The organism is Aeromonas sp. ASNIH4 (assembly GCF_002934425.1).
In the GTDB taxonomy this organism is placed as follows: Bacteria; Pseudomonadota; Gammaproteobacteria; order Enterobacterales; family Aeromonadaceae; genus Aeromonas; species Aeromonas hydrophila.
On record NZ_CP026217.1, the window covers coordinates 1,571,162 to 1,594,400 of the forward strand.

30 protein-coding genes and 1 tRNA gene are annotated in these 23,239 nt (G+C 57.1%); 18 read left to right on the forward strand and 13 right to left on the reverse strand.

All coding sequences use genetic code 11. The features are described from left to right. Positions 1–11: 11 nt before the first annotated feature. The 3 genes from C2U40_RS07285 to C2U40_RS07295 all read right to left on the reverse strand — a co-directional run bounded on the left by C2U40_RS07285 (position 12) and on the right by C2U40_RS07295 (position 3,350). Complete coding sequence (locus C2U40_RS07285; RefSeq protein ID WP_011706490.1) at positions 12–356, reverse strand: TusE/DsrC/DsvC family sulfur relay protein; 345 nt, start codon at positions 354–356, stop codon at positions 12–14. Positions 357–376: 20 nt separating this feature from the next. After that, positions 377–2,530 (reverse strand): YccS family putative transporter, encoded by a 2,154-nt coding sequence (yccS, locus tag C2U40_RS07290; protein WP_011706489.1) that lies wholly within the window; start codon positions 2,528–2,530, stop codon positions 377–379. 163 nt (positions 2,531–2,693) lie between these two features. After that, positions 2,694–3,350 carry a Bax inhibitor-1/YccA family protein gene (locus C2U40_RS07295; RefSeq protein WP_016351136.1) on the reverse strand — a complete coding sequence of 219 codons (657 nt, stop codon included), beginning with the start codon at positions 3,348–3,350 and terminating at the stop codon, positions 2,694–2,696. A 183-nt stretch (positions 3,351–3,533) separates the two neighbouring features. On the opposite strand from C2U40_RS07295, the gene C2U40_RS07300 reads away from it, so the two are divergent. After that, a tRNA-Ser gene (locus C2U40_RS07300) sits at positions 3,534–3,621 on the forward strand. A 102-nt stretch (positions 3,622–3,723) separates the two neighbouring features. Here C2U40_RS07300 and C2U40_RS07305 read toward each other — a convergent pair. The 10 genes from C2U40_RS07305 to ascN form a co-directional block, all read right to left on the reverse strand. Further along, positions 3,724–4,110: a hypothetical protein gene (locus C2U40_RS07305; protein WP_103828127.1), complete on the reverse strand. Its 387-nt coding sequence runs from the start codon at positions 4,108–4,110 to the stop codon at positions 3,724–3,726. Further along, positions 4,107–4,304 carry a hypothetical protein gene (locus tag C2U40_RS26015; RefSeq protein ID WP_141742635.1) on the reverse strand — a complete coding sequence of 66 codons (198 nt, stop codon included), beginning with the start codon at positions 4,302–4,304 and terminating at the stop codon, positions 4,107–4,109. The genes C2U40_RS07305 and C2U40_RS26015 overlap by 4 nt, the downstream gene beginning before the upstream one ends. A 119-nt stretch (positions 4,305–4,423) precedes the next feature. Next, the gene (ascU, locus tag C2U40_RS07310) at positions 4,424–5,482 is read right to left on the reverse strand and encodes a SctU family type III secretion system export apparatus subunit AscU (protein ID WP_039213268.1); all 1,059 of its coding nucleotides are present in this window, start codon (positions 5,480–5,482) and stop codon (positions 4,424–4,426) included. Continuing rightward, a complete protein-coding gene (sctT, locus tag C2U40_RS07315; protein ID WP_029300156.1) occupies positions 5,479–6,267 on the reverse strand; it encodes a type III secretion system export apparatus subunit SctT in 789 nt (262 codons plus the stop codon). Before sctT ends, ascU begins: the two co-directional genes overlap by 4 nt. Then, positions 6,264–6,530: a SctS family type III secretion system export apparatus subunit AscS gene (ascS, locus tag C2U40_RS07320; RefSeq protein WP_017408012.1), complete on the reverse strand. Its 267-nt coding sequence runs from the start codon at positions 6,528–6,530 to the stop codon at positions 6,264–6,266. The genes sctT and ascS overlap by 4 nt, the downstream gene beginning before the upstream one ends. A gap of 1 nt (position 6,531) precedes the next feature. Then, positions 6,532–7,185, reverse strand: coding sequence for a SctR family type III secretion system export apparatus subunit AscR (gene ascR, locus C2U40_RS07325; RefSeq protein ID WP_017408013.1), 654 nt, complete (start codon positions 7,183–7,185; stop codon positions 6,532–6,534). Further along, positions 7,182–8,105, reverse strand: coding sequence for a type III secretion system cytoplasmic ring protein SctQ (sctQ, locus tag C2U40_RS07330; RefSeq protein ID WP_103828126.1), 924 nt, complete (start codon positions 8,103–8,105; stop codon positions 7,182–7,184). Before sctQ ends, ascR begins: the two co-directional genes overlap by 4 nt. Further along, entirely contained in the window at positions 8,102–9,217 is a 1,116-nt protein-coding gene (locus C2U40_RS07335) for a type III secretion system needle length determinant (protein ID WP_103828125.1), read from the reverse strand. The genes sctQ and C2U40_RS07335 overlap by 4 nt, the downstream gene beginning before the upstream one ends. A 6-nt stretch (positions 9,218–9,223) precedes the next feature. Beyond that, positions 9,224–9,685 carry a type III secretion system stalk subunit SctO gene (gene sctO / locus C2U40_RS07340; RefSeq protein ID WP_103828124.1) on the reverse strand — a complete coding sequence of 154 codons (462 nt, stop codon included), beginning with the start codon at positions 9,683–9,685 and terminating at the stop codon, positions 9,224–9,226. Further along, positions 9,682–11,004, reverse strand: a complete 1,323-nt coding sequence (gene ascN / locus C2U40_RS07345; protein WP_103828123.1) for a SctN family type III secretion system ATPase AscN — start codon at positions 11,002–11,004, stop codon at positions 9,682–9,684. Before ascN ends, sctO begins: the two co-directional genes overlap by 4 nt. A gap of 190 nt (positions 11,005–11,194) precedes the next feature. Here ascN and sctW point away from each other — a divergent pair, with 190 nt between their 5' ends. The 17 genes from sctW (at position 11,195) to C2U40_RS07430 (ending at position 23,232) form a co-directional block, all read left to right on the forward strand. Further along, entirely contained in the window at positions 11,195–12,073 is an 879-nt protein-coding gene (sctW, locus tag C2U40_RS07350; RefSeq protein ID WP_017408018.1) for a type III secretion system gatekeeper subunit SctW, read from the forward strand. Continuing rightward, on the forward strand, positions 12,054–12,335 hold the full coding sequence (locus tag C2U40_RS07355; RefSeq protein ID WP_029300169.1) for a TyeA family type III secretion system gatekeeper subunit: 282 nt from the start codon (positions 12,054–12,056) through the stop codon (positions 12,333–12,335). Before sctW ends, C2U40_RS07355 begins: the two co-directional genes overlap by 20 nt. Continuing rightward, the gene (gene acr2 / locus C2U40_RS07360; protein ID WP_103828122.1) at positions 12,332–12,703 is read left to right on the forward strand and encodes a SycN family type III secretion system chaperone Acr2; all 372 of its coding nucleotides are present in this window, start codon (positions 12,332–12,334) and stop codon (positions 12,701–12,703) included. The genes C2U40_RS07355 and acr2 overlap by 4 nt, the downstream gene beginning before the upstream one ends. Positions 12,704–12,782: 79 nt before the next feature. Continuing rightward, complete coding sequence (gene ascX / locus C2U40_RS07365) at positions 12,783–13,148, forward strand: type III secretion system protein AscX (RefSeq protein WP_103828121.1); 366 nt, start codon at positions 12,783–12,785, stop codon at positions 13,146–13,148. Positions 13,149–13,150: 2 nt separating this feature from the next. Next, the gene (gene ascY / locus C2U40_RS07370) at positions 13,151–13,495 is read left to right on the forward strand and encodes a type III secretion system chaperone AscY (protein ID WP_103828120.1); all 345 of its coding nucleotides are present in this window, start codon (positions 13,151–13,153) and stop codon (positions 13,493–13,495) included. Further along, complete coding sequence (gene ascV / locus C2U40_RS07375) at positions 13,428–15,590, forward strand: SctV family type III secretion system export apparatus subunit AscV (RefSeq protein ID WP_275945684.1); 2,163 nt, start codon at positions 13,428–13,430, stop codon at positions 15,588–15,590. Before ascY ends, ascV begins: the two co-directional genes overlap by 68 nt. After that, positions 15,587–16,027 carry an LcrR family type III secretion system chaperone gene (locus C2U40_RS07380; RefSeq protein WP_103828119.1) on the forward strand — a complete coding sequence of 147 codons (441 nt, stop codon included), beginning with the start codon at positions 15,587–15,589 and terminating at the stop codon, positions 16,025–16,027. Before ascV ends, C2U40_RS07380 begins: the two co-directional genes overlap by 4 nt. Before the next feature lie 39 nt (positions 16,028–16,066). After that, a complete protein-coding gene (locus C2U40_RS07385) occupies positions 16,067–16,354 on the forward strand; it encodes an LcrG family type III secretion system chaperone (protein WP_158656432.1) in 288 nt (95 codons plus the stop codon). Positions 16,355–16,363: 9 nt separating this feature from the next. After that, positions 16,364–17,482 (forward strand): virulence-associated V antigen, encoded by a 1,119-nt coding sequence (locus C2U40_RS07390; RefSeq protein ID WP_103828117.1) that lies wholly within the window; start codon positions 16,364–16,366, stop codon positions 17,480–17,482. Positions 17,483–17,497: 15 nt separating this feature from the next. Continuing rightward, the gene (acrH, locus tag C2U40_RS07395) at positions 17,498–17,992 is read left to right on the forward strand and encodes a SycD/LcrH family type III secretion system chaperone AcrH (RefSeq protein ID WP_103828116.1); all 495 of its coding nucleotides are present in this window, start codon (positions 17,498–17,500) and stop codon (positions 17,990–17,992) included. Continuing rightward, entirely contained in the window at positions 17,976–19,019 is a 1,044-nt protein-coding gene (gene sctE / locus C2U40_RS07400) for a type III secretion system translocon subunit SctE (RefSeq protein ID WP_029300182.1), read from the forward strand. Before acrH ends, sctE begins: the two co-directional genes overlap by 17 nt. A 12-nt stretch (positions 19,020–19,031) precedes the next feature. Beyond that, positions 19,032–19,931, forward strand: a complete 900-nt coding sequence (locus C2U40_RS07405) for a YopD family type III secretion system translocon subunit (protein WP_181014834.1) — start codon at positions 19,032–19,034, stop codon at positions 19,929–19,931. Between the two features lie 135 nt (positions 19,932–20,066). After that, a complete protein-coding gene (locus tag C2U40_RS07410; protein ID WP_103828115.1) occupies positions 20,067–20,510 on the forward strand; it encodes a type III secretion system chaperone in 444 nt (147 codons plus the stop codon). Between the two features lie 2 nt (positions 20,511–20,512). Next, complete coding sequence (locus tag C2U40_RS07415; protein WP_103828114.1) at positions 20,513–20,746, forward strand: T3SS regulon translocated regulator ExsE family protein; 234 nt, start codon at positions 20,513–20,515, stop codon at positions 20,744–20,746. Then, on the forward strand, positions 20,743–21,144 hold the full coding sequence (locus C2U40_RS07420; RefSeq protein WP_103828113.1) for a YscW family type III secretion system pilotin: 402 nt from the start codon (positions 20,743–20,745) through the stop codon (positions 21,142–21,144). Before C2U40_RS07415 ends, C2U40_RS07420 begins: the two co-directional genes overlap by 4 nt. Positions 21,145–21,482: 338 nt before the next feature. Then, positions 21,483–22,298 carry an AraC family transcriptional regulator gene (locus tag C2U40_RS07425; RefSeq protein ID WP_103828112.1) on the forward strand — a complete coding sequence of 272 codons (816 nt, stop codon included), beginning with the start codon at positions 21,483–21,485 and terminating at the stop codon, positions 22,296–22,298. Positions 22,299–22,416: 118 nt separating this feature from the next. After that, positions 22,417–23,232: a T3SS regulon anti-activator ExsD domain-containing protein gene (locus tag C2U40_RS07430; protein ID WP_103828111.1), complete on the forward strand. Its 816-nt coding sequence runs from the start codon at positions 22,417–22,419 to the stop codon at positions 23,230–23,232. Positions 23,233–23,239 lie beyond the last annotated feature (7 nt).

Genomic DNA, 23,239 nt, shown 5'->3' on the forward strand with positions numbered 1-23,239 from the left:
GCGGTATTTTTTTAGATGCATTTCACCGGTTTGGGCAGGCCGCCAATCTTGGTGGCCTGCTTGGCGGGGCCTTCCGGGAACAGCTTGTAGAGGTAGCGGCTGTTGCCCTTTTCGGGGCCATACTGCTTCTCCATCGCCTTGACCAGGGCGCGGATGGCGGGGGAGGTGTTGAACTCCAGATAGAAGGCGCGCACGAAGCGCACCACTTCCCAGTGCGGCTCCTCCAGCACGATACCTTCCTGCTCGGCCAGTACCAGTGCCAGCGCCTCGCTCCAGTCGTTGCTGTTGAGCAGATAACCCTTGGCATCGGTTTCGATGAGTTGGCCGTTGAATTCCAGCTGGTGATGCTCGGACATGGTGGGCTCCTTGTGGCCTGTCAGGATTGGGCGGGCATGGTAGCGCCTTGTTCCCGGGTGAGCAACCGGCTCTCGTTGGCCAGGGTGAGCAACTCATCCGCCAGCTGGCTGATGAGGTTGAGCTGCTGGGTCAGCATCAGCTGCTCCTCGCTGCTGTCCGGGGTGATGACCGGGCACTGCCCCTCGATCTGCTCCGGCATCTCTCCCGCCAGGTGGCCGGCAGCCCGCTCCAGAGTGTGGCTCAGGTGACGGCTGATCTCGTCCAGCTCGCCGATGGCCTCCAGCTTGTCGCGATGGGCCCCCAGCGCCGAGATGTAGGAGAGCAGGGCGTGGTTGCGCCAGGTGAGGGTGAAGCAGAGGTCGAGAAAACGACGGCGCTTTTGCGGCTCCACCAGCATGCTCTGCCAGGCCATGGCCAGCTCGCTGTCTGCCAGATGGGCGCTCTTGCGCGCCACCCGGTAGTCGATGGACTCATCCCGCTGCTGCTGCAGGCTGGCGAGCACCGCCGAGAGATAGCGGGCGTTGGCCGAGAGCGAATTGGCGATCAGGGTCGGCAGCCGCTTGTACTGCCAGTCCGGCCACAACCAGGCCACCAGGGCGTAGGAGAGCAGGCAGCCGAGGAAGGTATCGAGCATGCGCGGCCCCAGGATGGCGAAGCCGATGCCGTCCAGCAGGTTGAACGCCATCAGCACGTAGAGGGTGATGAAGCAGACCGCGGCGCTGTAGTTGCTGCGCACCTGGGTGAAGAACAGGAAGGCGGCCAGCCCCATCACCACCAGCTGTACGTGCAATTCGGGGAACAGCCAAAGCACCGGGATCCCCACCAGCAGGCCGGCGAAGGTGCCGAGCATGCGCTGCACCAGCCGGCGACGGGTGGCGCTGTAGCTTGGCTGACAGACGAACAGCACGGTCAGCAGGATCCAGTAGCCCTTGTCCAGGTGGAACGCCTGCAGGATGCCATAGCCCACCACCAGCCCGAGCGACAGCCGCAGGGCATGGCGAAACACCATGGAGTTGGGGGTGAGATGCTGTTTGAGCTGGGTCAGCAGCGGCAGGCGGGCGGGGCGGGCCAGGGGCGGCAGGCTCTGCGGGGCCTGCTCGGGATTTTGCAGCTCCTCGGCGCTTTGCAGCAGCTGGTTGATGCTGGCCAGATTGCGGCGCAGGAACTTCATCGGCGTCAGCAGGGTTTTCGGGTAGTGCTGCTTGAGGTGGGTGAACTCCAGCTGATCGCCGAGGGCCTCCAGCGTCCAGTGGATGCGCTTGTTGTGGGCATAGGGCTTGTGTACCAGGATGGCGTAGCCGAGCCGCTGACACGCCTCGGAGAGCTGCAGGAACACCTCCTGAAAGCCGTCAAGCACGATGCCCTGCTTGAGTTCGGCCTCCAGCTTGCTGTAGGGGTAGTGGCTGGAAGTGGCCCGCTCGTGGATCTCCAGCGCCAGCAGGTAGAGGCGCAGCAGGCTGGCCAGCTCGGGGGAGGCCCGGTGACGGGTGCTGAGACGGGCGTTGAGCGCCGACTTGGTGAGCGTCAGGGCGTTGACCAGGTTGATGTTGAGCTGGGCCAGGTTGTGACGAATGGCCTGGGCGCCGTGCTCGTCGGCCGGAAAGAAGCGGGATTTTTCCAGCAAATAGCGGGAGAGGGCAAAGTAGCTCTGGGCCAGCTGTTCGTGCAGGGTCTTGTAGGGCAGCAGCCAGAGCCAGACCAGCGATACCAGGCCATACCAGAGTGCCCCGGCGCCGAGGGCCAGCGGCTGATAGAAGAGATCCGGCGCCTTGGCGGCCCCCAGCATGGTGTAGATGGCGATGAGCAGGGAGCCGAAGCTGATGGTGGCGTAGCGCTGACCGAGCGCCCCCACCATCACGAAGATAAAGGTGGAACCCGCCAGCCCCAGGGCGAACAGCCAGGGAGTGGGGAAGAGGTACTGCACGCACAGGGAAGCGAACAGGAAGCAGAGCAGGGTCATGGCGAGGTTCTTGACCCGGCCCCACAAACTGTCGTCGGTCTCGGCGATGGCGCCGGCCACCACCCCGAGGGAGAGCAGCACGGTGAGCTGGATGTCGCCGGTCGCCAGGGTGAAGGCAAGCAGCCCCATGATGGCCAGCAGTACCTTGAGGGCGAAATAGATATGACTGTCAGTCAGCAAACGGCGCAACAGGCCAGAGAAATCCATGGGCATGGGAGAGCGCAACCCTTGAGCGAAACGAAAACCAGAGCATAACCGGTCAACAACGAAACGGCCCTGATTTGGATCAGGGCCACTTCGCTTCATATCCTTGATTTACAACTTATCCTGACAGAAACAGGTGCCAATAAAAACCCCGCCGAAGCGGGGTGTTTGATTAGTTGCGGTTGCCGCCGAGCAGACTCAGCAGGCTCAGGAAGATGTTGTAGATAGAGACGTACAGGGTGACGGTGGCCGAGATGTAGTTGGTCTCGCCGCCGCGCACGATCTGCTGGGTGGTCAGCAAGATGGCACCGGAGGAGAACAGCATGAACATGGCAGACAGGGCCAGGCTCAGGGCGCTCATCTGCAGGAAGATGTTGGCGATCATGGCCACCAGCAGTACCCAGAAACCGACGAACAGCATGCCGCCGATGAAGGAGAGGTCACGCTTGGTGGTCAGGGCATAGGCCGACAGACCGAAGAAGGTGAGCGCGGTGCCGCCGAGCGCGGTCATCACGATCTCGCCACCGCCGTTGTTCATGTACATGTTGATGATGGGGCCCAGGCTGTAGCCCAGCAGACCGGTCAGGGCGAAGGTAAACACCAGCCCCATGCCGTTTTCGCGATTCTTCTCGGTCAGGAACATCAGACCGTAGACGCCGATGAGGAAGATGGCCCAGTGCAGGGGCGGCATGTTCATCACGGTGGCTACCCCGGCCACCACGGCAGAGAAGCCAAGAGTGAGGGAGAGCAGCATATAGGTGTTGCGCAGTACCTTGTTGGTATCGCGCGCGGCACTCTGGGTGCCGGTATAGATAGAACGGGTATCCATCTTGGGTGTCCTCTTGATTTCCGGGGTGAGACGGCAATCCGCCTCGTTAACGCATTGTATGCACTGAATGTCGGGATGACGAGCGCTGATTTCAAGCCCCACCCCAGCCTGTTGCCCCCTACTATCCCAAATCAAATATGTATTGCATATGAACAAGGGGCTGACGTAGTATGCACGCCGTTCGGAGGGGTGGCAGAGCGGCTGAATGCACCGGTCTTGAAAACCGGCGATGGGCGACCATCCGTGGGTTCAAATCCCACCTCCTCCGCCATCTTCAGAAAAGCCCCCGGCAACCTGGTTGCCGGGGGCTTTTGCTATCCGGCCGCTCAACATTTAGCCGGAGTCTTGTCGGGATGAGTTCCCTGTAGGGCATTTAGCTATGAAGATCTGCAGAGTGTCGATTGTCTGACAAAGTAGTGGACGGTTGGCTGTCCAGTGTCAAGGCTTGCGCCTGATGCAGCATGCGGCTAATCAAATCCACCATGATTTCTTGGTTGAGCTTGTCGAGCCACTCGCGAGCCCAGAGCAGGGTATTACGTTCATCTGTGTTACTGAGCTGGAGTATTGGCCAATCAGCCATGTTGGCGAGCGATGTGGCCTGAATATCGCCCAATGGAATGAACAGGGTGACCAGCCGATCCTGCTGTCTGATATGAAGAGTGAAGGGGCCCACCGGGATGTCCAGTCCATCTGCATGTTGATAGTGTGGAGGCAGGTAAAGATGGCGGCAGAGGGCGGATAGCATGGCATCGAATGTCATGGGAATTCCTGGCTGGTGGTTTCAAAAACGGACGTTGCTTGTGGCCATAAATTAGCCATCAATGCTCTGTCTGGAGTGTCGGCTGGCGAGCGTCTATCCGCTGCGAGCAGCCGCCACTCGTCGGTAGACAGTTGATTGAGTTGATAGGCATCCAGTTGTCTGGCCAGTCGGGGCAAGCGGGAATTGAGTTCCATACCCATCTCTTCGTGTGGTTGATGATTGGCGCACAGGATCGCAAAAACAGGGGCCAACTGGATATAAATTGAAGCCGGGTATTTTTAGATGAAGCGGTGCGCAGATAACCCGATGGCGGTTACCATTGCGGCCCTTCGTTTTGACGCCACTGTTCCAACCAGCGCAGCACCTCGGCGGTCGCTTCGATCTGATCGGCAGGGATGTAGTTGTTGATCAGCGCATCTCGATAGAGGGCACGGGCCAATGGGATACGCTGCAGCACTGGGATACCTTCCTCTTCGGCTATCTTGCGAACCTGCAGTGCTTGGGCATCGGTGAATTTGAGAGTCACCACAGGCAGGGGCGTCTCCCCTCGCTCGTAGCGGATGCCGATGGCAATATGGGTCGGGTTGGCGACGATGACCGAGGAACGCTTCACGTCGGCACGCATGTTGCTCGACTGCAGCTCTTGATGGAATTGACGGCGTTTGCTCTTGATCTCTGGACTCCCTTCCATTTCTTTGTATTCCCGTTTTACCTCGTCCTTGCTCATCTTGAGCTGCTTGGTGTGCTGATAGTGTTCGAAGGCGTAGTCGGCGATGGCGATCACCACGAAGCCCATGGCGCAGACCGCCATCAGCTGGCCCAGCATGCCTCCCAGCACAGGAGGAATGCAGCTCATGCCGCACCCTGGCAGCTGCAACAACGCCTGCAGGTTGCCCTCGATGGTGATCCAGACCAGCAGGCTGAGCAGAGTGACCTTGAGCAGGGATTTGACGAACTCCATCAGGCTCTTGATGGAGAATATCTTCTTGGCCCCTTCCACCGGGTTGATCTTCTTGATGTCCGGTTTGATGGATTCGCCGCTCAGCAGAAAGCCGTACTGGGCAAAGTGGGAGATGAGCACCACCAGTACCGAGACTCCGAGCAGCGGGATGCATAGATAAGCCATCTCCTGCATCAGGTTTTCCAGCACATGGTTGAGAGCCTGGGTAAAAGGGAGGTTGAGATGGGATTCCGGGATCAGCATCAATTTGCCCAGGTGTTCCAGATAGTAATCGGACATCGCCATCAACATGCCGATAAGACTCAGAATGATGGCGGTGGAAACCACCTCCTTGCTTTTGACCACCTGACCCTTCTTGCGTGCGTCTCGCAATTTTTTAGGGGTGGGCAGCTCGGTTTTCTCTCCGCTCATCGGGCCTCCAGAATGGGGATCAGCAGTCGCAGCGGATCCATGACCGCCAGCACCTGCCTATAGGCGTGGTCCATCATCAACTTGATGTAGATAACCAGCAGCAGACTGGCAACGGCGCTCTTGATCGGCATTGCCAGTACGAAGACGTTGAGGGAGGGGGCAAAGCGGCTGATGAGTGCCAGCCCGAATTCAGCCAGAAACATGGCGATAAGCAGCGGTGCGGCCAGCAGAGCGCAAAGCAGCAGCATCTGGCTGAACTGGCTGTAGAAGAAGCTGACCCAGTGATCGCCGATAGTGGGGAAGAAGTGTGCGACAGGCCAGCTGGCATAGCTCTGAAACAGAGCAGAAAGGAGGGCGAGAAAGGCACCGCTGGCAAAGAAGAGGGTGATAAGAGTCTGGGTCAGCAATAGTCCGGTCGGGCTGGTTTGGCTGGCAAGACTCGGGTTGAAAATGGAGGCCATGGCGGCGCCACGCTGGTTGTCGATGAGAAAGCCGCTTGCCTCGATAGCCCAGAAGGGGATAGCTGCCACAAAGCCGATCAGTAGGCCAAGCAGTACTTCCTTTGCTACCAGCAGGGCAAGATCCAGAGCTGTGATGGTGGGTGGCAACGTGTCGGCCACCATGGGGTAGGCAAAGAGGGCCAGCGAACAGATTACGCCATTGCGGATCATCGCCCCCCCCAGCATCTGTTTGCTCAGTACCGGCAACATGACGAAACAGCTGATAAAGCGCGGCAGCAACAGGGTGTAGGCCAGCATCTGGCCCTGCAGGCTATCCAGGTTCATTGGATCTGAGGCACCTTGAATAGCACCATGTCGGCAAAGCTGTAGAGTTCGTTGCCAAGCCAGGCGGTAGTGGCAAACAGGGTGATCACCACGGCAATCAGTTTGGCGACGAAGCCCAGTGTTTGTTCTTGGATCTGGGTCAAGGCTTGCAATAAAGAGACAAGCGTCCCCACCAGCGCTGCCACCAACACCGGCGGCATGGAGAGGATCAGCACCAGCCAGAGGGTCTGGCTGGTGAAGTGGAGGATATCGGCGTGACTCATGTTAGCCTCCGTAACTGATGACCAGCCCGTGGGTGAGACGGGCCCAGCCATCAAGCAGCACAAACAGCAGCAGTTTGAAGGGTAGCGAGATGGTCATGGGGGACACCATCATCATCCCCATCGCCAGCAGAATGTTGGAGATGATGAGGTCGATGGCGATAAAGGGGAGATAAATCAGGAACCCTATCTCGAAGGCCCGGCTCAACTCGCTCACGGTAAAAGCAGGCAGCAGGATCAGCAGGCTGTCGGATTCCAGTCGATCGGCATACTCGCTGGGCCAAAGCTGTTTGGTGCTGTCGATGAAGAAGGCGTGCTCCCGCGGCTTGATCTGTTTTTTCAGGAAGGCGCGATAGGGGGCCATTCCCTCGTCGAGAAACTTCTCCACCGATTCGGATTTGGCCAGCGACACCTCGTTTTGGCGCAGGTAATCCTGGGTTGCGAAACCGACCGGGGCCATCACATAGATGCTGAGGATGATGGCCAGTCCGTACATCGCCATGTTGGGGGGGATCTGCTGTACCCCCAGGGCGTTGCGCAGCAGCGAGAAGACCACCGCCAGCTTGACGAAGGAGGTAGCCATCACGGCAATAAAGGGGAGCAGCGCCAGCAGCGCCAGCCCGACGATAAGGTTTAGCTCGTCTGGCAACTGGATCATGACGCTGGCTCGCTCTTGAGGCTCTCGACCCGCACACCGAGTCGCCCCTGGATCTCAACCAGTCTGCCGCTACCGAGCTGATGGCCATTGCTGATGATGCGTACCTCGCCGTCGATGGGGGTGCCGAGATCGATGAGTGAGCCCGGTTGCAAGGTGGTCAGAGAGTGCCAGTCCAGCGTCTGGCGGCCCACTTCAAAGGTAACTTGGATGGGGAGGTTATCCAGCTGGGTGGCATCGAGATTGTCATCGGCGGCGTTGTGCATGGCAGTCAGTTCCAGATGTTGTTGATGGGGAAGGCAGTAGGCAAAGGGTCGCCCCTCGACGCAGACCAGCAATTGCTGGCCGAGCAATGGGTGAGGTGGTGGCAACAACACATCGCCACAGGTCAGCGTCTCAAGCTCACTGATGGCGACCCGCATTGCCCCCCACTGCAAGGAGAGGGTGAGGGGCAGCGCCAGGCGCTGTTGGCTTGGTCGAGTGGGCAGCTTGCCAAACAGCGGGCCTGGTTCGGCAAGCCAAAAGGCGAGAGTGGCCCCCTCCCGCTTGAGCAGCAGCTGCAGTGCCGGCTGACTGGCGGCTTCGTTGGTGGTGAGCGGAGCCAACGCCGAGCAGCTGAGGTTGCCAAGAGGTTGACCAAGGCGCTCGACCAGCGCCAGTTGCAGCGATTCTGGCAGGCTGAACAGTGCTGCCTGCTGCAAGTCCGGCGCAAGCCAGCGGGCCAGTTCGGCGCCATGGCACAAAAGCGGCAGGGAGAGCCCCTGCCACTGCAGTTGCAAGCGGTAGTCGAGGGACGCCGGCTGCGATGCGATGGCGAGCATGAGCTCGCCGCCGCTCCAGCCATAGTGGTGGCGGCACTGGCTGAGCCGCTGTTGCAGGGCCAGCTCCGCCGGTGAGGCGGAGGTAAAGGCAATCGATGTCATGCGTCGGCATCCCATTCGTCATAGATGGATCGTTTCTGGCGTGACCCCTGTTCGCTGTCGCCCCGGGTAAAGAGATCAACGGCGACTCGCTCACCGGGGTAGAGACGTTGCAGGCGATCGATAAGCTCACTGCGACCCTGATTGAGTAGCTGGGAGCCCTGTTCGCTGGCCAGCATCTCCACCTGCAGCATGCCCTGATGACGCTCGATGCGGATGGTGAGTTCCCCGAGCGCGGGCAGGGAGAGTTGCAGCAGAGGGGGGCGATCCAGACGATCCAGTTCAAGGTGCATATCCACCGCCAGCCGGCTGATCAGCTGGCCCAGTTCGTGATGATTGACACTGGGCGTTACCCGGGCCAGCAGCAGGTCTCCAGGCGTGGTCGCGAGAGGAGGAACCCGGATGGCCGAGCCGGCAAAATTCTCTCTGGCAAGCAACTCCTCCTCACTGGCCACCGGTGCCAGTTCAATAGGTTCATCTTCTGTTTGCAGCCGTTCGCTGACCTCAGGCCGAGTGGCCAGTTCGCCGGGCTCTTGCAGTTTGTTGCTGTCGCTTAGCTGTAGCCGGCTGAGTATTTCGTTGGAAACCTCGGTCAGTGGCAGGTCTGCTGCATTTTCATAAATTCCGTCCCTAGTCTCCGGTTCGGCTGCGCCAAGTAACTCATGACTGCTGGTGATATCACTAGGCACTCTCCTGGACTGCTCAGCTTGTGCTGTCTCGCGCTCTTGCTGAGTAGTTGGTACCAATACGCCCTCGGGTATCTGCGGCAACATCGCAGGAAGCAACTGGGATTCCTGCCAATCGCCTCCCTCCTGTTTGTCATAGGGGGCTTTGGCGTGTGGGGCTGGACGTGCCAGCTTCCTCTCTGCCAGTTCCGACTCCTTGTTAGCCACTTTGCTGTTTGACAGGGGGGCATCCGGTTTTGACCGACGCTCTTGCTCCTGTTTGCCTAGCACTCTTTTTTGATCACGCACTTTCTGTGATGCGGACTCGAGCTGCAGGGCCTGCTCGAAGCGCTGCTGCTGCGCCGGATCAGCCTTGTTCGCTTCGCGTTGCAAGCTGTGCTGCTCGCAAGCAATCTTGGTATCAGCGCGGGGGGCGGTGAGTCGGTTCATCTCTGGTCACATCCTGATCTGCTGGCGGAACTCTTCCTGTTCCTGCTCTTCGTTGTAGTCGCGCAGGGCTTGCTGGGCTGTCAGCTCCTGCCGGTGTAATTCGGCAAACTTTTCCTGCTGCTGGCGGGCACGATGCACTGCTAGCTGGCATGCCTGTAGTCGGGTGCGTTCTTCGGCGACCCGCTCGCCCTGTTCGGCGGCCAGTTGTTCAAGGTAGGCTTCTTGTTCTCGCAGCAGAGCGACCTGCTGTTGCCACTCTTTGAGTCCTCTGCGATCAAGCGGCTCTGCCTGACAGAGGGCAAACAGACGATCTTCTTCGACGAGGCGCCACTGACGGTAGTCAAGGCACTTCTGCTGCGCCTCTCGTTGCCGGGCATGGGCCTGCTGCAATCTGGCCTGCTGGGCGGCGAGCTGCTGCTCGGCCCGCTCCAGCCGCAACTGTTTTATCTGTTGCAGACGGCTGATCATCGGGTCAACGCCTCCAGGGTTGCGAGCGCCTCGGGCAGCGAGCTCGGCTCATGGGTGCCTTGTTTGAGCCACTGGCGGATCGCTTCAATGCGGGCGATTGCCTCGTCGGCCACCTTGTCTTGACCCTTCTGGTATTCGCCGATCTGCAGCAGCAGTTCGACCTCTTCGTACTTGGCCAGCCAGCTGCGCAGGCGACCGGCCTGTGCCTGATGCTCAGGCTCGATGATCTGGTTCATGACCCGACTGGCGGAGCGCAGTACGTCGATAGCCGGGTAGTGATTGGCGGCCGCCAGCTTGCGCGAGAGGATGATGTGGCCATCGAGGATGGAGCGGGTCTCATCGGCCACCGGTTCGGTCATGTCATCACCTTCCACCAGCACGGTATAAAGAGCGGTGATGGAACCTTTGTCCGACTGGCCTGCCCGTTCCATCAGACGGGGCAGGGCAGCAAACACCGACGGCGGGTAGCCGCGGCGGGTTGGCGGTTCACCGGCGGCCAGGCCAATCTCGCGCTGGGCACGGGCGAAGCGGGTGACGGAATCCATCAACAGCAGCACGCGTTTGCCCTGATCCCGGAAGTATTCAGCGATGGAAGTGGCGACAAAGCCGGCTTTGGCGCGCTCCATGGCGGGGCGATCAGAGGTGGCCACCACCAGCACGGCCTTTTTTAACCCCTCTTCTCCCAGATCCGCCTCGATAAACTCCCGCACTTCCCGGCCACGTTCGCCGATGAGGGCAAGCACGGTGACATCCACTTCGGCGCTGCGAATAAGCGAAGCCAGCAGGGTGCTCTTGCCGCCACCGGCTGCGGCGAAGATCCCCATCCGCTGTCCCTCGCCACAGGTCAGCAGACCGTCGATGGTGCGAATGCCCAGCGAAATGGGTTGAGCGATCCGTTTTCGGCTCATGGGAGGAGGAGCATCCCGATAGACCGGATACCAGGCGGCTGGCTCTGGCAGGTGTCCGCCGGCAAAAGGATTGCCAAGCCCGTCCAATACCTGGCCCAGCAAATGCTCGCCCACTCCGACCTGATGCATGGCACCGGTAGGGCTCACCTCGGTGTTGGAGGAGATGCCGAACATCTCGCCAAGGGGGGTGAGCAGCGCCTGATTCTGAGCAAATCCGATCACTTCTGCTTGCAAGGAGAGGGTGTTGTCCGGGTTGCGCAGATGGCACAACTCGCCAATGCGAACGCCGGGGACCACGGCTTTCAGCAGGGTCCCGGTCACCTGGGTGACCCGGCCACGGATCTGGATCAACCGGGCGTCGTCAATGGCGTGACGCAGTTGGCCTGCAATGTGGTCGAAGGAAAGATTCATAGGAAGCAACACCAGTAAAAGCGGTGAGCACTATAAGTGATGGCGGCCAGAGCTGGATTTCAGCGCGAGTCGGGACTTTTTAGAAAACAGTTGGGAGAGGGCTAAAAATTCACGGCTGATTTTGGCATAGGTGAGGAACGGTGATTTTTATAATGCAATCCTCGTCAATCCATTCATCACGGGAGTTTCCATGGCCATTATCCAGAGCAACCCCTACCTCTCTGCCGCCCAGCCTGAAGGGCGCGCGGCAGAGGAGGTGTCCCGGCAACCCGCTTTGCAGAGAGGGCAATTTCAGGGCGAGCGGGTCGTACTGGTGCCTGCATCCCAATCCCTGGCTGATGCGGCTGAAGAGCTCACGTTTGCCTTTTCCGAGCGAGCCGAATTATCCCTGTCCAAGCGCAAGCTGAGTGACAGCCATGCCCGGATCAGCGAGATCGAGGCGCTGGTGGGGGAGTACCTGGACAAGGTTCCCGAGCTTGAACGCCAACAGAAGATAAAGGAAATGGTGAGTCATCTTGGCAGCGGGCGACTGGCCAATCTATCGCAACTTCTGGCCTACCTGGAGAGCTATTCCGGTGAGGTTAGCGAACAGTTTGAAGCGCTTTGCCAGGCGCGAACAACCCTGGCGGGACGCCCCGAGATGCAGGGCACCCTCAATCTCATTGAGCAGGCGCTGGCCAAACTGGCTGATGAGCAGGGAACTGCCATCGTACTTGGCGCGCGCATCACGGGCCCGGCAGCCGAAGCTGCCAGGCAAGGTGTGGGGAGTGAGCAGGCACTGCGGGACCTCTATCGTGATGCGGTGCAGGACTATCGCGCCCTCTCCAGTGCGTGGCGTGATATTCACCATCGTTTTGGCAACGGTTCTCTGGAAAAGGTAACCGGTTTCATGATGAAGGCACTCAGTGCTGATCTGGACTCACAGCAGCGCTGGCTCGATCCGGTCAAGTTGGAACGGGTGATGAGCGACATGCACAAGCTGCGGTTGCTCAATACCCTCTCGGCTCAGGTAGATGAACTGTGGCAGCGGGTGAAGGAGGGGGCGGCCCATGGCATACGGGCCTTCTGATCTGATGGGCGATCTGATTGCATTGGTGGAGAAGCGCTGGGCAACGGTACGGGATGTAGAGCAGGTCGGGACTGCACTGGAATTGGAGGATACCCGGCAGCAGGTGCAGCTCTATCAGGAGCTCAAGCGGTTGATCCGTTTGTTGCCGATCGAGCTGTTCAGTGAGGAAGAGCAGCGTCAAAACCTGTTGCAATGTTGTCAGGGGGCGCTCGATAACGCCATCGAGCGGGAAGAGGATGAATTGTCTGGAGACCCGTCATGAACTGGATTGAACCTCAGCTGGTACAGTTTTGCCAGGATCTGGGCATTCCCATTGGAGAGCACCCTCACCACCTGATCCAGCTGGAACTGGAACAGAGCGGTACGTTGCAACTGGAGCGTCATCAGGGACGGCTCACTCTCTGGTTGGCTTGCCGAGTGCCGTGGCATCAGAGTGCGGATGCCATTCGCCATGCGATGACCCTTACCGCTGCGGCGCAGGCTCCCGTCTTGCCAGTGCGTTGTGGTTGGCTGGGTGAGGATCAACTGCTTTTGTTTGTCACGCTGGATGAGCGAGCGGTTACTCTGCCGCTGCTGCATCAGGCGCTGAGAACCCTGACGCAGCTGCAACGAGAGGCCCTGGCACCATGAGCTGGATCACGACAGCCTGTCATCCAGCAATCGCCTGCTTTGACGAGATCACTGAGCTCTTTCGCAAGGGATGGAGACGATGAGCCGTATTACTGCCGCCCATATCGGCATAGAGCAGCTCAGCGCCCTCACTCTGGATGAGCAAGAGCAGAGCTTGCCCGGACGCTACGCTCTATTGCCTGATGGACAGTCCATCGAACCTCACATCAACCGGCTCTATCCCGAACGCCTGGCAGAACGAGCACTGCTGGATTTTGCCGCTCCCGCCCACGGCTTTCACGATTTGCTGCGGCCACGGGATTTCACCCTGGCGATGCAGGGGTTGCGAGCCCTTTTGAAAGAGGGGGGAACGGACGAGCTCATAGCGGCGTCGGTATTGCTCGAACAGATGCATGAAGATGAACAACTGATGCAGATGACGCTTCATCTGTTGCACAAGGTATGACCATGCCCCTTTCGTCACAGCAACAGGATCTGTTGTTGCTCACCGGCTGGCTGCATTTGCAGTACGGCCACCCTGATCGTGCCCGTACCCTGCTGACGGCACTGCTGCAGCTCCACCCGGGACATGAGAGCGGGCGACGTACGCTGTTGGTGGCCTTGCTCAAGCTGGGCAGAGGAGAGGAGGCACTGGCTCATGTCGATTATCTGGTCTCAAAAGGCGTGACCGACGAGGCTTTATGGCTCTGCCGCAGCCGAGCCTGCCAGCTGGCAGGGCGACTCGATGAAGCCCGTTTTGCCTATCAATACTATCTCGAACTGGAAGAGCAGAATGAATCAACGCACCCTTGAGCTGCTGCGCCGGATTGGCGAGCGCAAGGACATCATGCTGGCGGTATTGCTGCTTGCCATCGTCTTTATGATGGTACTGCCGTTGCCGCCGGTGGCGCTCGATATTCTCATTGCCATCAACATGACCATCTCGGTGGTGCTGCTGATGATGGCGGTCTATATCAACTCACCATTGCAGTTCTCCGCCTTTCCGGCGGTGTTGCTGATCACCACCCTGTTCCGGCTCGCCCTCTCGGTGAGTACTACCCGAATGATCCTGCTGCAGGCCGATGCCGGCCAGATCGTCTACACCTTCGGCAACTTCGTGGTAGGGGGCAATCTGGTAGTGGGGATCGTCATCTTCCTCATCATCACCATCGTCCAGTTTCTGGTGATCACCAAGGGCTCGGAGCGGGTGGCGGAGGTTAGCGCCCGCTTCTCCCTCGATGCCATGCCCGGCAAGCAGATGAGTATCGACGGCGACATGCGTGCCGGGGTGATCGACGTTCATGAGGCGCGGGAGCGGCGCAGCGTCATCGAGAAGGAGAGCCAGATGTTTGGCTCCATGGATGGCGCCATGAAGTTCGTGAAGGGGGACGCCATCGCGGGCCTCATCATCATCTTTGTCAACATACTCGGTGGCGTCACCATAGGGGTGACCCAGAAGGGGTTGTCGGCGGCCGATGCGTTGCAGCTCTACTCCATCCTGACCGTGGGGGACGGCATGGTCTCCCAGGTGCCGGCGCTACTTATCGCCATCACGGCGGGCATTATCGTGACCCGGGTTTCTTCCGAAGAGTCGGCCGATCTCGGTTCCGACATCGGTGCCCAGGTGGTGGCCCAGCCCAAGGCGATGCTGATCGGTGGTGTGCTGCTGGTGCTGTTTGGTCTGATCCCTGGCTTCCCGATGGTGACCTTCTTCACCCTTGCCGCCGTCGTGACCGCTGGTGGCTACTTTATCGGATTGCGCCAGCGTAACGCGCAGACCAGCAACCAGGATTTGCCCACTGTCCTGGCGCAGGGAGCAGGGGCCCCGGCGGCTCGCAGCAAACCCAAGGCCGGTGGTAAACCCCGCGGCAAGCTCGGTGAAAAGGAAGAGTTTGCCATGACGGTTCCTCTGCTGATCGATGTGGACGCCGCCCTGCAAGCTGAGCTGGAGGCGATAGCCCTCAACGATGAGTTGGTGCGGGTGAGGCGGGCTCTCTACCTCGATCTGGGGGTGCCTTTTCCTGGGATCCACTTGCGATTCAACGAAGGTGTGGGCGCCGGTGAATATCTGATCCAGCTGCAGGAGGTACCAGTAGCCCGTGGCCTGCTAAGACCAGGCTATCTGCTGGTACAGGAGAATGCCTCTCAGCTTGAGCTGTTGGGGATCCCCTATGAAGAGGGCACTCCGCTGTTGCCGGGGCAGCCCACCCTGTGGGTGGCCAAGGAGCATCAGGAGCGGATCGAGAAGATGCGCCTTGCTGCTCTGACCCCCGATCAGGTGGTGACCTGGCACCTATCCCATGTGCTGCGTGAGTATGCCGAGGACTTTATCGGTATTCAGGAGACCCGCTATCTGCTGGAGCAGATGGAGGGGAGCTATGGAGAGCTGGTGAAAGAGGCTCAGCGGATCATCCCGTTACAGCGGATGACTGAAATATTGCAACGGCTGGTAGGGGAGGACATCTCCATCCGCAACATGCGTGCGATTCTGGAGGCCATGGTTGAATGGGGTCAGAAGGAGAAGGATGTGGTGCAGCTCACCGAATATATCCGCAGCAGCCTCAAACGCTACATCTGCTACAAGTACGCCAACGGCAACAACATTCTGCCTGCTTATCTGCTTGATCAGCAGGTGGAGGAGCAGATCCGTGGCGGTGTTCGTCAAACCAGCGCGGGCAGTTACCTGGCGCTCGACCCCACTATTACCCAGAGCTTTCTGGAACAGGTGCGCCATACGGTAGGAGACCTGACCCAGATGCAGAACAAACCGGTGCTCATCGTCTCCATGGATATTCGCCGCTATGTGCGCAAGCTCATCGAAGGTGATTACCATGCGCTGCCGGTACTCTCCTATCAGGAGTTGACTCAGCAGATCAATATTCAGCCGCTGGGGAGAGTGGGTCTATGACGCAGGATCCCTTGCTGCCCTGGTTTGCAGAAAGAGGGATTGCCTGCGCCGTGCATACCCTGTGCAGAACGCCTATCCCGCTTGGCCATGTGTTTGAGCATGCAGGGCTGCGGGTTGCCTGGCGTGTCGAGGCGTCAGAGCGGCGTATCTGGATTGTATTTATTGAGCGAGTGCATGAACGAGCAGGACTCAGTAATCCATTCGCCGCCCTTTATCTTTTGGCCCGAGCCGGCTTTTCCGTCTTGGGGAACGGTTATGTGCTGTATGGCAATGTCTGTGTGCTGGGGGAAAGTCCCCTGAGCAGTGACCGTCTTTCCCGTTTTTACCGTCGTTGGGCCGGGGCAAGTGAGCCGCAGCCAGGTTGGTTTTCACTCGATGTTGCAAAAGTTATCTCGTTGACATCCATGAGAAAACAACAAAACAGCGACCTCCCTTGATAGGAAGGGACGGCACGCAAAATTAAAATGGGAGGCAAGATGAAAGAACGCTCGGGCAATACCGATGAGGCAACGATTGCGCAAGCGGAGCTGGCCATAAAAGACAGTGAGCAGCGCACCGCCTTGTTGAATGAAATGTGGGATTCCCTTGGTATCAGCCCACAAATAACCCACTTGTTGTTTGCGGAAGGTTCGGCGGCACAAAAGTCACAGGCTGAGCAGGAGTTGCTGGGGGAGCTGCATCGACGTCGTCAACACTCCCCACAGGAAAAAAACAGTGGGGCTCGTCCCAGACGCCCGGCCATGATGCGCGGTTTGGTCATATAGGATATAGCGATGGAAATTAGCTCGTACAAAAAAGATCCCCAACTGTTCCTCTCGGGGCTTGATTCGGTCGAACTGGATAAGTTGCAAGGTGGCGGTTCATCGGAACTGCAAAAACTGGTCAAACTTCTTCAAGAGAAGAAAATAATCATTACCGCCACCTACGACAAGAAAATAGACAGCAATCCTTTTGCCGACAAGGTCGTCACCGAAAATGAGATGCTGTTGAAAAAAGTACTCGCCTATTTTATGCCTGCCGATTCGAAGAATCCGGGCGGACAATATGATCTTCAGATAAAAGCCGGATTTGAGCAGCTTCATAAGTTAATTAATGAGGCTGCCGCCGCTGGCAAGACGAAATTTACCCTGCGAGAGTTCTTGGCTGCCACCCACTTTTCCCTGACCCCCGATCGCATCGATGATGATGTCATCGGAGCCATGCTCGATGCCATGGGCAGCCACAGCAGCAAACGGGATACGCTCAAACACGAGGTGGGCAAGTTGACTGCCGAGTTGCGAAGCTACTCAATCATACAGACGGAGATCAGTACCGCACAGCAGCATAACGGTACCGTAGAAGTCGGCAGGAAAGGCGCCAATATATTCGATTACCAGCATTATGGTTATAACAGCCATGAGGCTTTTGCCAAGAAAGATGCCAATGGCCAATATAACCCGCAGTACCAGCTGCTGAAAGAAATTGCTGTCGAGAGAAAAGAGGCAATGTTGGTCAGCGGTAATGGTGATATTGATAAAATAGTGGATTATGAAGCTTCAGAGCTGGGCATTACCAGTGAGCAATATCGCGCTAAGCTAAGAAATGAACTGAGCGATCTTAAAAGTGACAAACCGGTATTCCTCTCGGCTAGAGATTTTCTGACTTCACCAAAGAAAGATACCGGTGCTCTGAGCAACGTTCATCATTCCTATAAATATGAAAAAGATAACAATCCACTGAGCAATTTTGCGACCACAGTGGGCGATCGGGCCAAACCTCTCAATGACAAACTCGGCCAGAAGACCACTGAGTTGAATGATATCAGCTCTCGTTATAACTCGGTTATTGAAGCGCTCAATCGTTTTATCCAGAAATATGAAAGCGTAATGCAGCAGATCCTTCAGGCTATTTAATTTTCAGGAGCAGTAATGGAACACGACATGACCCAAGTGAATGAGCAGGCGGTAGAGGCCTTCCTGCAGGATGGTGGCACCCTCGCCATGCTCAACGATGTATCTACCGATACCCTCGAGCAGCTCTATACCTTGGGTTTCAATCAATATCACGCCGGCAAGCATGACGAGGCACACAAGATTTTTCAGGCCCTCTGCGTGCTGGATCATTACGAAGCGCGTTTTTTTCTGGGACTGGGGGCTTGCCGCCAGGCGCTGGGACAATTCCGGCTGGCCATCGACAGTTATAGCTATGGCGCCATGATGGACCTGCAGGAGCCCCGCTTTCCTTTCCATGCCGCCGAGTGTCTCCTGCAGTTGGGAGAACTCGAGGGGGCCGAGAGTGGCTTCCACTCGGCCCAGTTGCTGGCGGCAGCAAAGCCGGAGCTGGCGGAACTGGCCGCCCGTGCCGGCATCATGTTGGAAGTAGTCAAAACCAAAAAGGATATGGAGCATGCATTCGATAAGTAGTGAACGCCCTCTCTCCATCGGAGGGATGCAACCCCCTCTGGTTGAGGACAACAAGGGGAGCAGTCAAGCCACTCAGGTGGCTGCCGGGGATAGCCATCGTCACGTCGAAAAACATGGGCAGGGGGTGGTGTTGCCGCAACCCATGCCAGGTGTCAGGCAGCAGGTGAGTGCATCCCAACAGCAGGAACTTGATCAATTGAGGAAGACGGCGCAGCTGGGGGCCGCCAACGCGGCCAAGCTGCTGGGCAGCAGTACCTTGCTGAACAAACTGGCGTTTGCGTCTCCCGAAGAGTTCGAGATTGAGCTGGGCAAGATGACCAGCGAACTGGAGCAGACCCAGAAGAAGTTGAAACTGGCCGATCTCGAGCGGATCCGCGCCGAGAATCTGAAAAAAATTGATGAAAACCAGACCAAGATGAAGGAAGCCAGCGAGGCTGCCGACAAGGCCAAGAAGTCTGGTCTGGCTTCCAAAATCTTTGGCTGGATCAGCGCCATCGCTTCCATGGTCATTGGTGCCATCTTGATCGCTACCGGCGTAGGGGCTGCCGTTGGAGCCATGATGATCGTCGGCGGTGCCGTTGGGGTCGCGAATATGGCGATCCAGCAAGCCGCTGCAGATGGCCGTATTTCGCCCGAAACGATGAAAGTATTGGGGCCCATCATGATTGCGGCCGAGATTTTAGTGGCCATTGTTTCTATTGCGGTCACCTTTGGGGCAAGTGCCGCAAGTACCGCCATGAAGGCCGTCAAATTTGCCACTCAGGCGGCCGATCTTGTAGTTGATATTGGCACCGGGACAGCCAAGGCCATCGATAGCGGGTTGCAGGCCGATGCGCAGATCAAACAGGCGAACCTGCTGGAGAATCGGCAGGTGATGACCGAGCTGCAAGGGGTGATGGATAAACTCAAGGAGGCCTTGTCGCAGATGACGGAATCATTCCAGCAGGTAATGGAGATGATTTTCCAGATGATCACGGCCAAGGGGGCCATGCTCAACAGCCTTGCCAGCAGACCGACAGCCATTTAAGGAGAATACAAGATGAACAATATCAATGCGAATAACTACATCCCGGGTAACACCTATGTAGGACCTGCCGATGGGCAGGGGGTAGAAAACAAAGAGGGCTTGACAGGGCAGGGGACCACCCATGAGCCAGGTCACAAAACAGTGCACACAACCCCGCAACGTCAAGCATTGCCCGAGTTGATAGGGCCACGTCAGGGGCTGGATTCGAGCCTGCTGAGCAAGGGGGGGTCTGAGCTCGACAATGTTCTCAGTATTATGAGCCTGCTGTTCGAGATGGCGCGCAAGGCCCGCGAGATGGGTTTGCTGCAGCGGGACATGGAAAATCAGGCCGTGATCGCCGCCCAGAAGGATCAGGTGAGCGAGATGCGACATGGTGCCAATCTGATGATCGCCATGGCGGTGGTATCCGGTGTGATGACCGTCGCTTCGGCCGTCATGGGCGGCTTTTCCTTGAGCAAGTCTGCCAAAGCCATCAAACAGGACAAGGCACTGAACGCCAATATGGCGGGTCGAGAGAAAGATCTGCAAAAAATGGCGGACGTGAAGAAGAGTACGGGGCAAGAAATGGGGGATGCTGGTCAGGAGTTAATGACCAGGAACCAGCATGACAAGGCTGCCTTGAAAACACTGAACAAGAAGTTTGAGGCCAACAATGCGCGTCAGCAGCTGGCTGGCACCGTGTTGCAAGGGTCTGCCCAAGTGGGAAATAGCACCACACAGGTTTTCCAGGGCTATTCCCAGGCCGATGCCAAGGAAGATGAAGTGCGCTCCAGCATTGCCCAGACACAGAAGCAAAAAGTGGAAGATCTGATGAACTTCAACAACAACTTCATGAAAGATGTGCTTCAGATGATGCAGCAATACGCCCAGAGTCACAATCAGGCCATGCGCGCCGCATTTGGCGTGGCATAACGGCCTCGTCACCAATGTGTGTCAAGCGCCCATCCGGGCGCTTTTTTTATCATTTTTCTTAAAAGAGCCGCCTTTGAGTGACAGCCAGCGTGGTACAGGCAGGCTAACATCCTCTCCTCTCTGCTGGAGGACATCATGGATCTAACCCTCACCATCAATCAGCTGTTTGCTGAGTTTGCTACCAAATATGGCTTGCCATCTTTAGCCTTGAATCCGGAAGGCGTTGCGGCATTGTGCTTTGATGACCAGCTAAAGCTGGGTCTGATCCTGGTGCCAGAGCGGGATCATCTGGTTTTGCAGGTTGATGTCGCCGAATTGCATCAGGTTGGCGAAGGTATTTTTCGTCAACTGGCCAGTTTCAACCGCCATTGGTATCAGTTCAATCTGCACTTCGGTTTTGATGACGAGAGCCTGACGGTACAGCTATATCGTCAGATGTCCGCCAGTCAACTGACACTGACAGCCCTCGAAGATAGTCTGGCCAGCATGCTGGAACATGCCGAGTTCTGGCAGGAGTTGCTGCAATCACGGCATGAGGTCGAGCATGGCCATGAAGAGATGAGGGGAGTTCGGGTATAGCCATGAAGATACAGGAACAGCAAGCGATGACGGTATCGCAAGACACGCTCCAAGCAAGAGATGGCAGCTTTGCCGGGCGAGCGATGCATGTGCTCCCCATGACCCGCGTTCAGCAGCCCTTGTCGGTATTGTTGCGTGGTTGCATAACCCTCGATCGGGTTCAGGAAGTGGCGTTGCAGCGTTTGCAGCAGGGTGAGCATTTGCCGCTGTCCGCACGCAGGATCAGGGTCGTATGAGAATATGGCTTGCGCTGGTGCTGCTGACTGCGCTGAGTGGTTGCGTCACGACACCCGTGTTCAAACCCGCGTTGACACAGGTAAAAGGAGAGGTGCGTCTGGCGGGAAAATTGCCTTTCCCAGCCCGGGTGGAGGTCACTGTGCTGAGCGTGATCGATGGTCGTCCTTTGGCTGTGGCGGCAACGGAATATGATGTGACCATGTTGCCACTGGTATTTGAACTACGCCTGACACCTTTGCAAATGGCGGAGGGTGACTTATATCTGCGTACGCGATTGCGTTTCATCGGCAGTTCAGCAGTACAAGCCAGTCATCAACAGAAAGTTTTTAAGGCGTTTAATCCTGATGGTTACGTCATTAATTTGCAGCCCAGAACTTGCTATCCATTATGTCAATAATGACGTTATTCACAAACAACACTGAAATCAGCTGTTTATGGCTCTTATGATTCAATGGGAAAGTTTCTTTTTGTAACAAACTATCCCAGCATATAACAGTAACTTAATTTTAATCTCCAAATAACGCATGACTAGTGTATTGACTCTAATTTGTGGCTGGTTTTCTTGCATATAGCTGTTGTAGGATGCTCCCCCTCATTTCAATGGTGATTAATTAGTTGCTGGTATTGAGATGAATTAATTTAAAAATAAAACGCCAATAATAAGACTCCCAGCAGAAATCCTGTCTTTGCTGAGGCGTCACAGGCACCACACGCAGATTCAGGAAAACGAAAAATATGAAAGGCATTACAACCACAGAGAAGGGCGATATAGCCCAGCTCCAGTGGTGCATGTCTGCTTTTAACGTCATTGAGCATACACAGGAGGGAATATACATCCTGCTGGAAGGCTCCATGACTTGGCAAGACTGCACCGATACCTACGAGTTATCCGCCAATGAGTTGATGTTCGTACGTCGTGGCAATTATGCGGTTTGTACCGGTGAAGAACCTTGCCACCTGCTTTGGTTACCCCTTTCAAATACCTTTCTGCAAGGCTTCTTGCAACGTTTTGGTTCACTGCTGAGCGACGTGCCCAGAATTGACGCCATGGCCCCCAGTCTGTTGCCATTTTGTGCCTCGCCACTATTGACCCAATGTATTCAGGGTTTACGTGGCTTGACGGAACATGAATACCCGCCAGCATTAGCTCAGCTACGTACTGAGGAGCTGTTGTTTCTATTGGCTTTTGGTGAGTCCGGCCCTCAATTGATGTCGATTCTGCGTCAATTGAGCAACCGCCAGGTTGAACGATTACAGCACTTCATGGAAAAGCATTACTTGATGGAGTGGAAACTCAGTGAATTTGCCAAAGAATTTGGCATGGGCTTGACCACATTCAAGGAGCTTTTCGGGTCTATTTATGGAGTGTCTCCCCGAGCCTGGATCAGCGAGCGGCGTATTCTCTATGCTCATCAGTTATTACTCAATAGCGAGATGAGCATAGTGGATATTGCGATGGAAGCCGGGTTCTCCAGCCAGTCCTATTTCACCCAGAGTTATCGCCGCCGTTTCGGTTGTACGCCAAGTCGTGCCAGACATGGCAAAGATTAACGTCGGACTAAAATAATCTGACGTTTTTTATAAGTCAGGGAAGGGCTTAATGGATAGAATGGTCGCATATCAAAACATTATCCCATTATTGCCCGCAGCAAGATGAGCAAGGCATAGCATGAGTCAGCAAGATCACCACTCTCCCAAACGAGGTCTGTTTGCAGGCCGCCGGGTCACTGTCGTCCAGTCAGCGTCTCTTTGTAAAGACCAGCTGGTTGGCCAGCAGTCCGTGCTCAGCTATCAGGATGCCGGTGTGTTGACTGCCCAGCAGATGAGTCTGTTGCAGCGGGTGTTGCCCAGAACCCGTCTGGAGAGTCTGCTGGCATCGGTCTGGTTTCAGCGTCGTGTGGATGTCGCCATGGCCGTGTCACGTCAGGATCTGCAACGGATCCTGCGGTTGGCTGCGGGTGAGGAGGGTGACTGGATTGCCCAACTGGGGGATAGCATCAATCTGGCAGAACGGTCGAAATTATGGCATTGGGTGCTGTATCCCTTGCATCGCTGGTGGGTCCGTCATCAGGAACCCCTTCACACCGGCTGGATCAATGAGTTGGCACAGTTGCAGGTCATGCGACGGCAGTTGCATGCCCAGGCCGCCTTCTGGCAGACGGTGGTGGATGTACAGTCTGGCATTGAGAGCAAGATTGCAGCCCAGCTGGCGCAGCTGACCCAGCGTGAACGGGAACTGCAACAGCTGCAGGCCGAATGTGAAGATCGCCTTCATCTGGCCTGGCCTGCCTGGTATGGGCAGCAGACTGAGGAGGGGGACCCGGCTGTGCTCATGCCGGTACCGCTCGAGCTGGAGGCATTCTGGCATGCCCTGCAGGTGTTACCGCATCAATCCACAGCTGCTCATATGTTGCACGAGTGGCTTGCTGAAAGAGGGCTGGCCCTTTCTCAGGACCGCTTCTACTGGCAGCCACCGGCCCGCTAGATAACCC

Excerpts from the sequence above, each read along its gene's own strand:
- C2U40_RS07285 (WP_011706490.1), bottom strand. The coding sequence starts at position 356 with ATGTCCGAGCATCACCAGCTGGAATTCAACGGCCAACTCATCGAAACC.
- yccS (WP_011706489.1), bottom strand. The coding sequence starts at position 2,530 with ATGCCCATGGATTTCTCTGGCCTGTTGCGCCGTTTGCTGACTGACAGT.
- C2U40_RS07295 (WP_016351136.1), bottom strand. The coding sequence starts at position 3,350 with ATGGATACCCGTTCTATCTATACCGGCACCCAGAGTGCCGCGCGCGAT.
- C2U40_RS07305 (WP_103828127.1), bottom strand. The coding sequence starts at position 4,110 with ATGACATTCGATGCCATGCTATCCGCCCTCTGCCGCCATCTTTACCTG.
- C2U40_RS26015 (WP_141742635.1), bottom strand. The coding sequence starts at position 4,304 with ATGGAACTCAATTCCCGCTTGCCCCGACTGGCCAGACAACTGGATGCC.
- ascU (WP_039213268.1), bottom strand. The coding sequence starts at position 5,482 with ATGAGCGGAGAGAAAACCGAGCTGCCCACCCCTAAAAAATTGCGAGAC.
- sctT (WP_029300156.1), bottom strand. The coding sequence starts at position 6,267 with ATGAACCTGGATAGCCTGCAGGGCCAGATGCTGGCCTACACCCTGTTG.
- ascS (WP_017408012.1), bottom strand. The coding sequence starts at position 6,530 with ATGAGTCACGCCGATATCCTCCACTTCACCAGCCAGACCCTCTGGCTG.
- ascR (WP_017408013.1), bottom strand. The coding sequence starts at position 7,185 with ATGATCCAGTTGCCAGACGAGCTAAACCTTATCGTCGGGCTGGCGCTG.
- sctQ (WP_103828126.1), bottom strand. The coding sequence starts at position 8,105 with ATGACATCGATTGCCTTTACCTCCGCCTCACCGGCGGAGCTGGCCCTG.
- C2U40_RS07335 (WP_103828125.1), bottom strand. The coding sequence starts at position 9,217 with ATGAACCGACTCACCGCCCCCCGCGCTGATACCAAGATTGCTTGCGAG.
- sctO (WP_103828124.1), bottom strand. The coding sequence starts at position 9,685 with ATGATCAGCCGTCTGCAACAGATAAAACAGTTGCGGCTGGAGCGGGCC.
- ascN (WP_103828123.1), bottom strand. The coding sequence starts at position 11,004 with ATGAATCTTTCCTTCGACCACATTGCAGGCCAACTGCGTCACGCCATT.
- sctW (WP_017408018.1), top strand. The coding sequence starts at position 11,195 with ATGGCCATTATCCAGAGCAACCCCTACCTCTCTGCCGCCCAGCCTGAA.
- C2U40_RS07355 (WP_029300169.1), top strand. The coding sequence starts at position 12,054 with ATGGCATACGGGCCTTCTGATCTGATGGGCGATCTGATTGCATTGGTG.
- acr2 (WP_103828122.1), top strand. The coding sequence starts at position 12,332 with ATGAACTGGATTGAACCTCAGCTGGTACAGTTTTGCCAGGATCTGGGC.
- ascX (WP_103828121.1), top strand. The coding sequence starts at position 12,783 with ATGAGCCGTATTACTGCCGCCCATATCGGCATAGAGCAGCTCAGCGCC.
- ascY (WP_103828120.1), top strand. The coding sequence starts at position 13,151 with ATGCCCCTTTCGTCACAGCAACAGGATCTGTTGTTGCTCACCGGCTGG.
- ascV (WP_275945684.1), top strand. The coding sequence starts at position 13,428 with ATGAAGCCCGTTTTGCCTATCAATACTATCTCGAACTGGAAGAGCAGA.
- C2U40_RS07380 (WP_103828119.1), top strand. The coding sequence starts at position 15,587 with ATGACGCAGGATCCCTTGCTGCCCTGGTTTGCAGAAAGAGGGATTGCC.
- C2U40_RS07385 (WP_158656432.1), top strand. The coding sequence starts at position 16,067 with ATGAAAGAACGCTCGGGCAATACCGATGAGGCAACGATTGCGCAAGCG.
- C2U40_RS07390 (WP_103828117.1), top strand. The coding sequence starts at position 16,364 with ATGGAAATTAGCTCGTACAAAAAAGATCCCCAACTGTTCCTCTCGGGG.
- acrH (WP_103828116.1), top strand. The coding sequence starts at position 17,498 with ATGGAACACGACATGACCCAAGTGAATGAGCAGGCGGTAGAGGCCTTC.
- sctE (WP_029300182.1), top strand. The coding sequence starts at position 17,976 with ATGCATTCGATAAGTAGTGAACGCCCTCTCTCCATCGGAGGGATGCAA.
- C2U40_RS07405 (WP_181014834.1), top strand. The coding sequence starts at position 19,032 with ATGAACAATATCAATGCGAATAACTACATCCCGGGTAACACCTATGTA.
- C2U40_RS07410 (WP_103828115.1), top strand. The coding sequence starts at position 20,067 with ATGGATCTAACCCTCACCATCAATCAGCTGTTTGCTGAGTTTGCTACC.
- C2U40_RS07415 (WP_103828114.1), top strand. The coding sequence starts at position 20,513 with ATGAAGATACAGGAACAGCAAGCGATGACGGTATCGCAAGACACGCTC.
- C2U40_RS07420 (WP_103828113.1), top strand. The coding sequence starts at position 20,743 with ATGAGAATATGGCTTGCGCTGGTGCTGCTGACTGCGCTGAGTGGTTGC.
- C2U40_RS07425 (WP_103828112.1), top strand. The coding sequence starts at position 21,483 with ATGAAAGGCATTACAACCACAGAGAAGGGCGATATAGCCCAGCTCCAG.
- C2U40_RS07430 (WP_103828111.1), top strand. The coding sequence starts at position 22,417 with ATGAGTCAGCAAGATCACCACTCTCCCAAACGAGGTCTGTTTGCAGGC.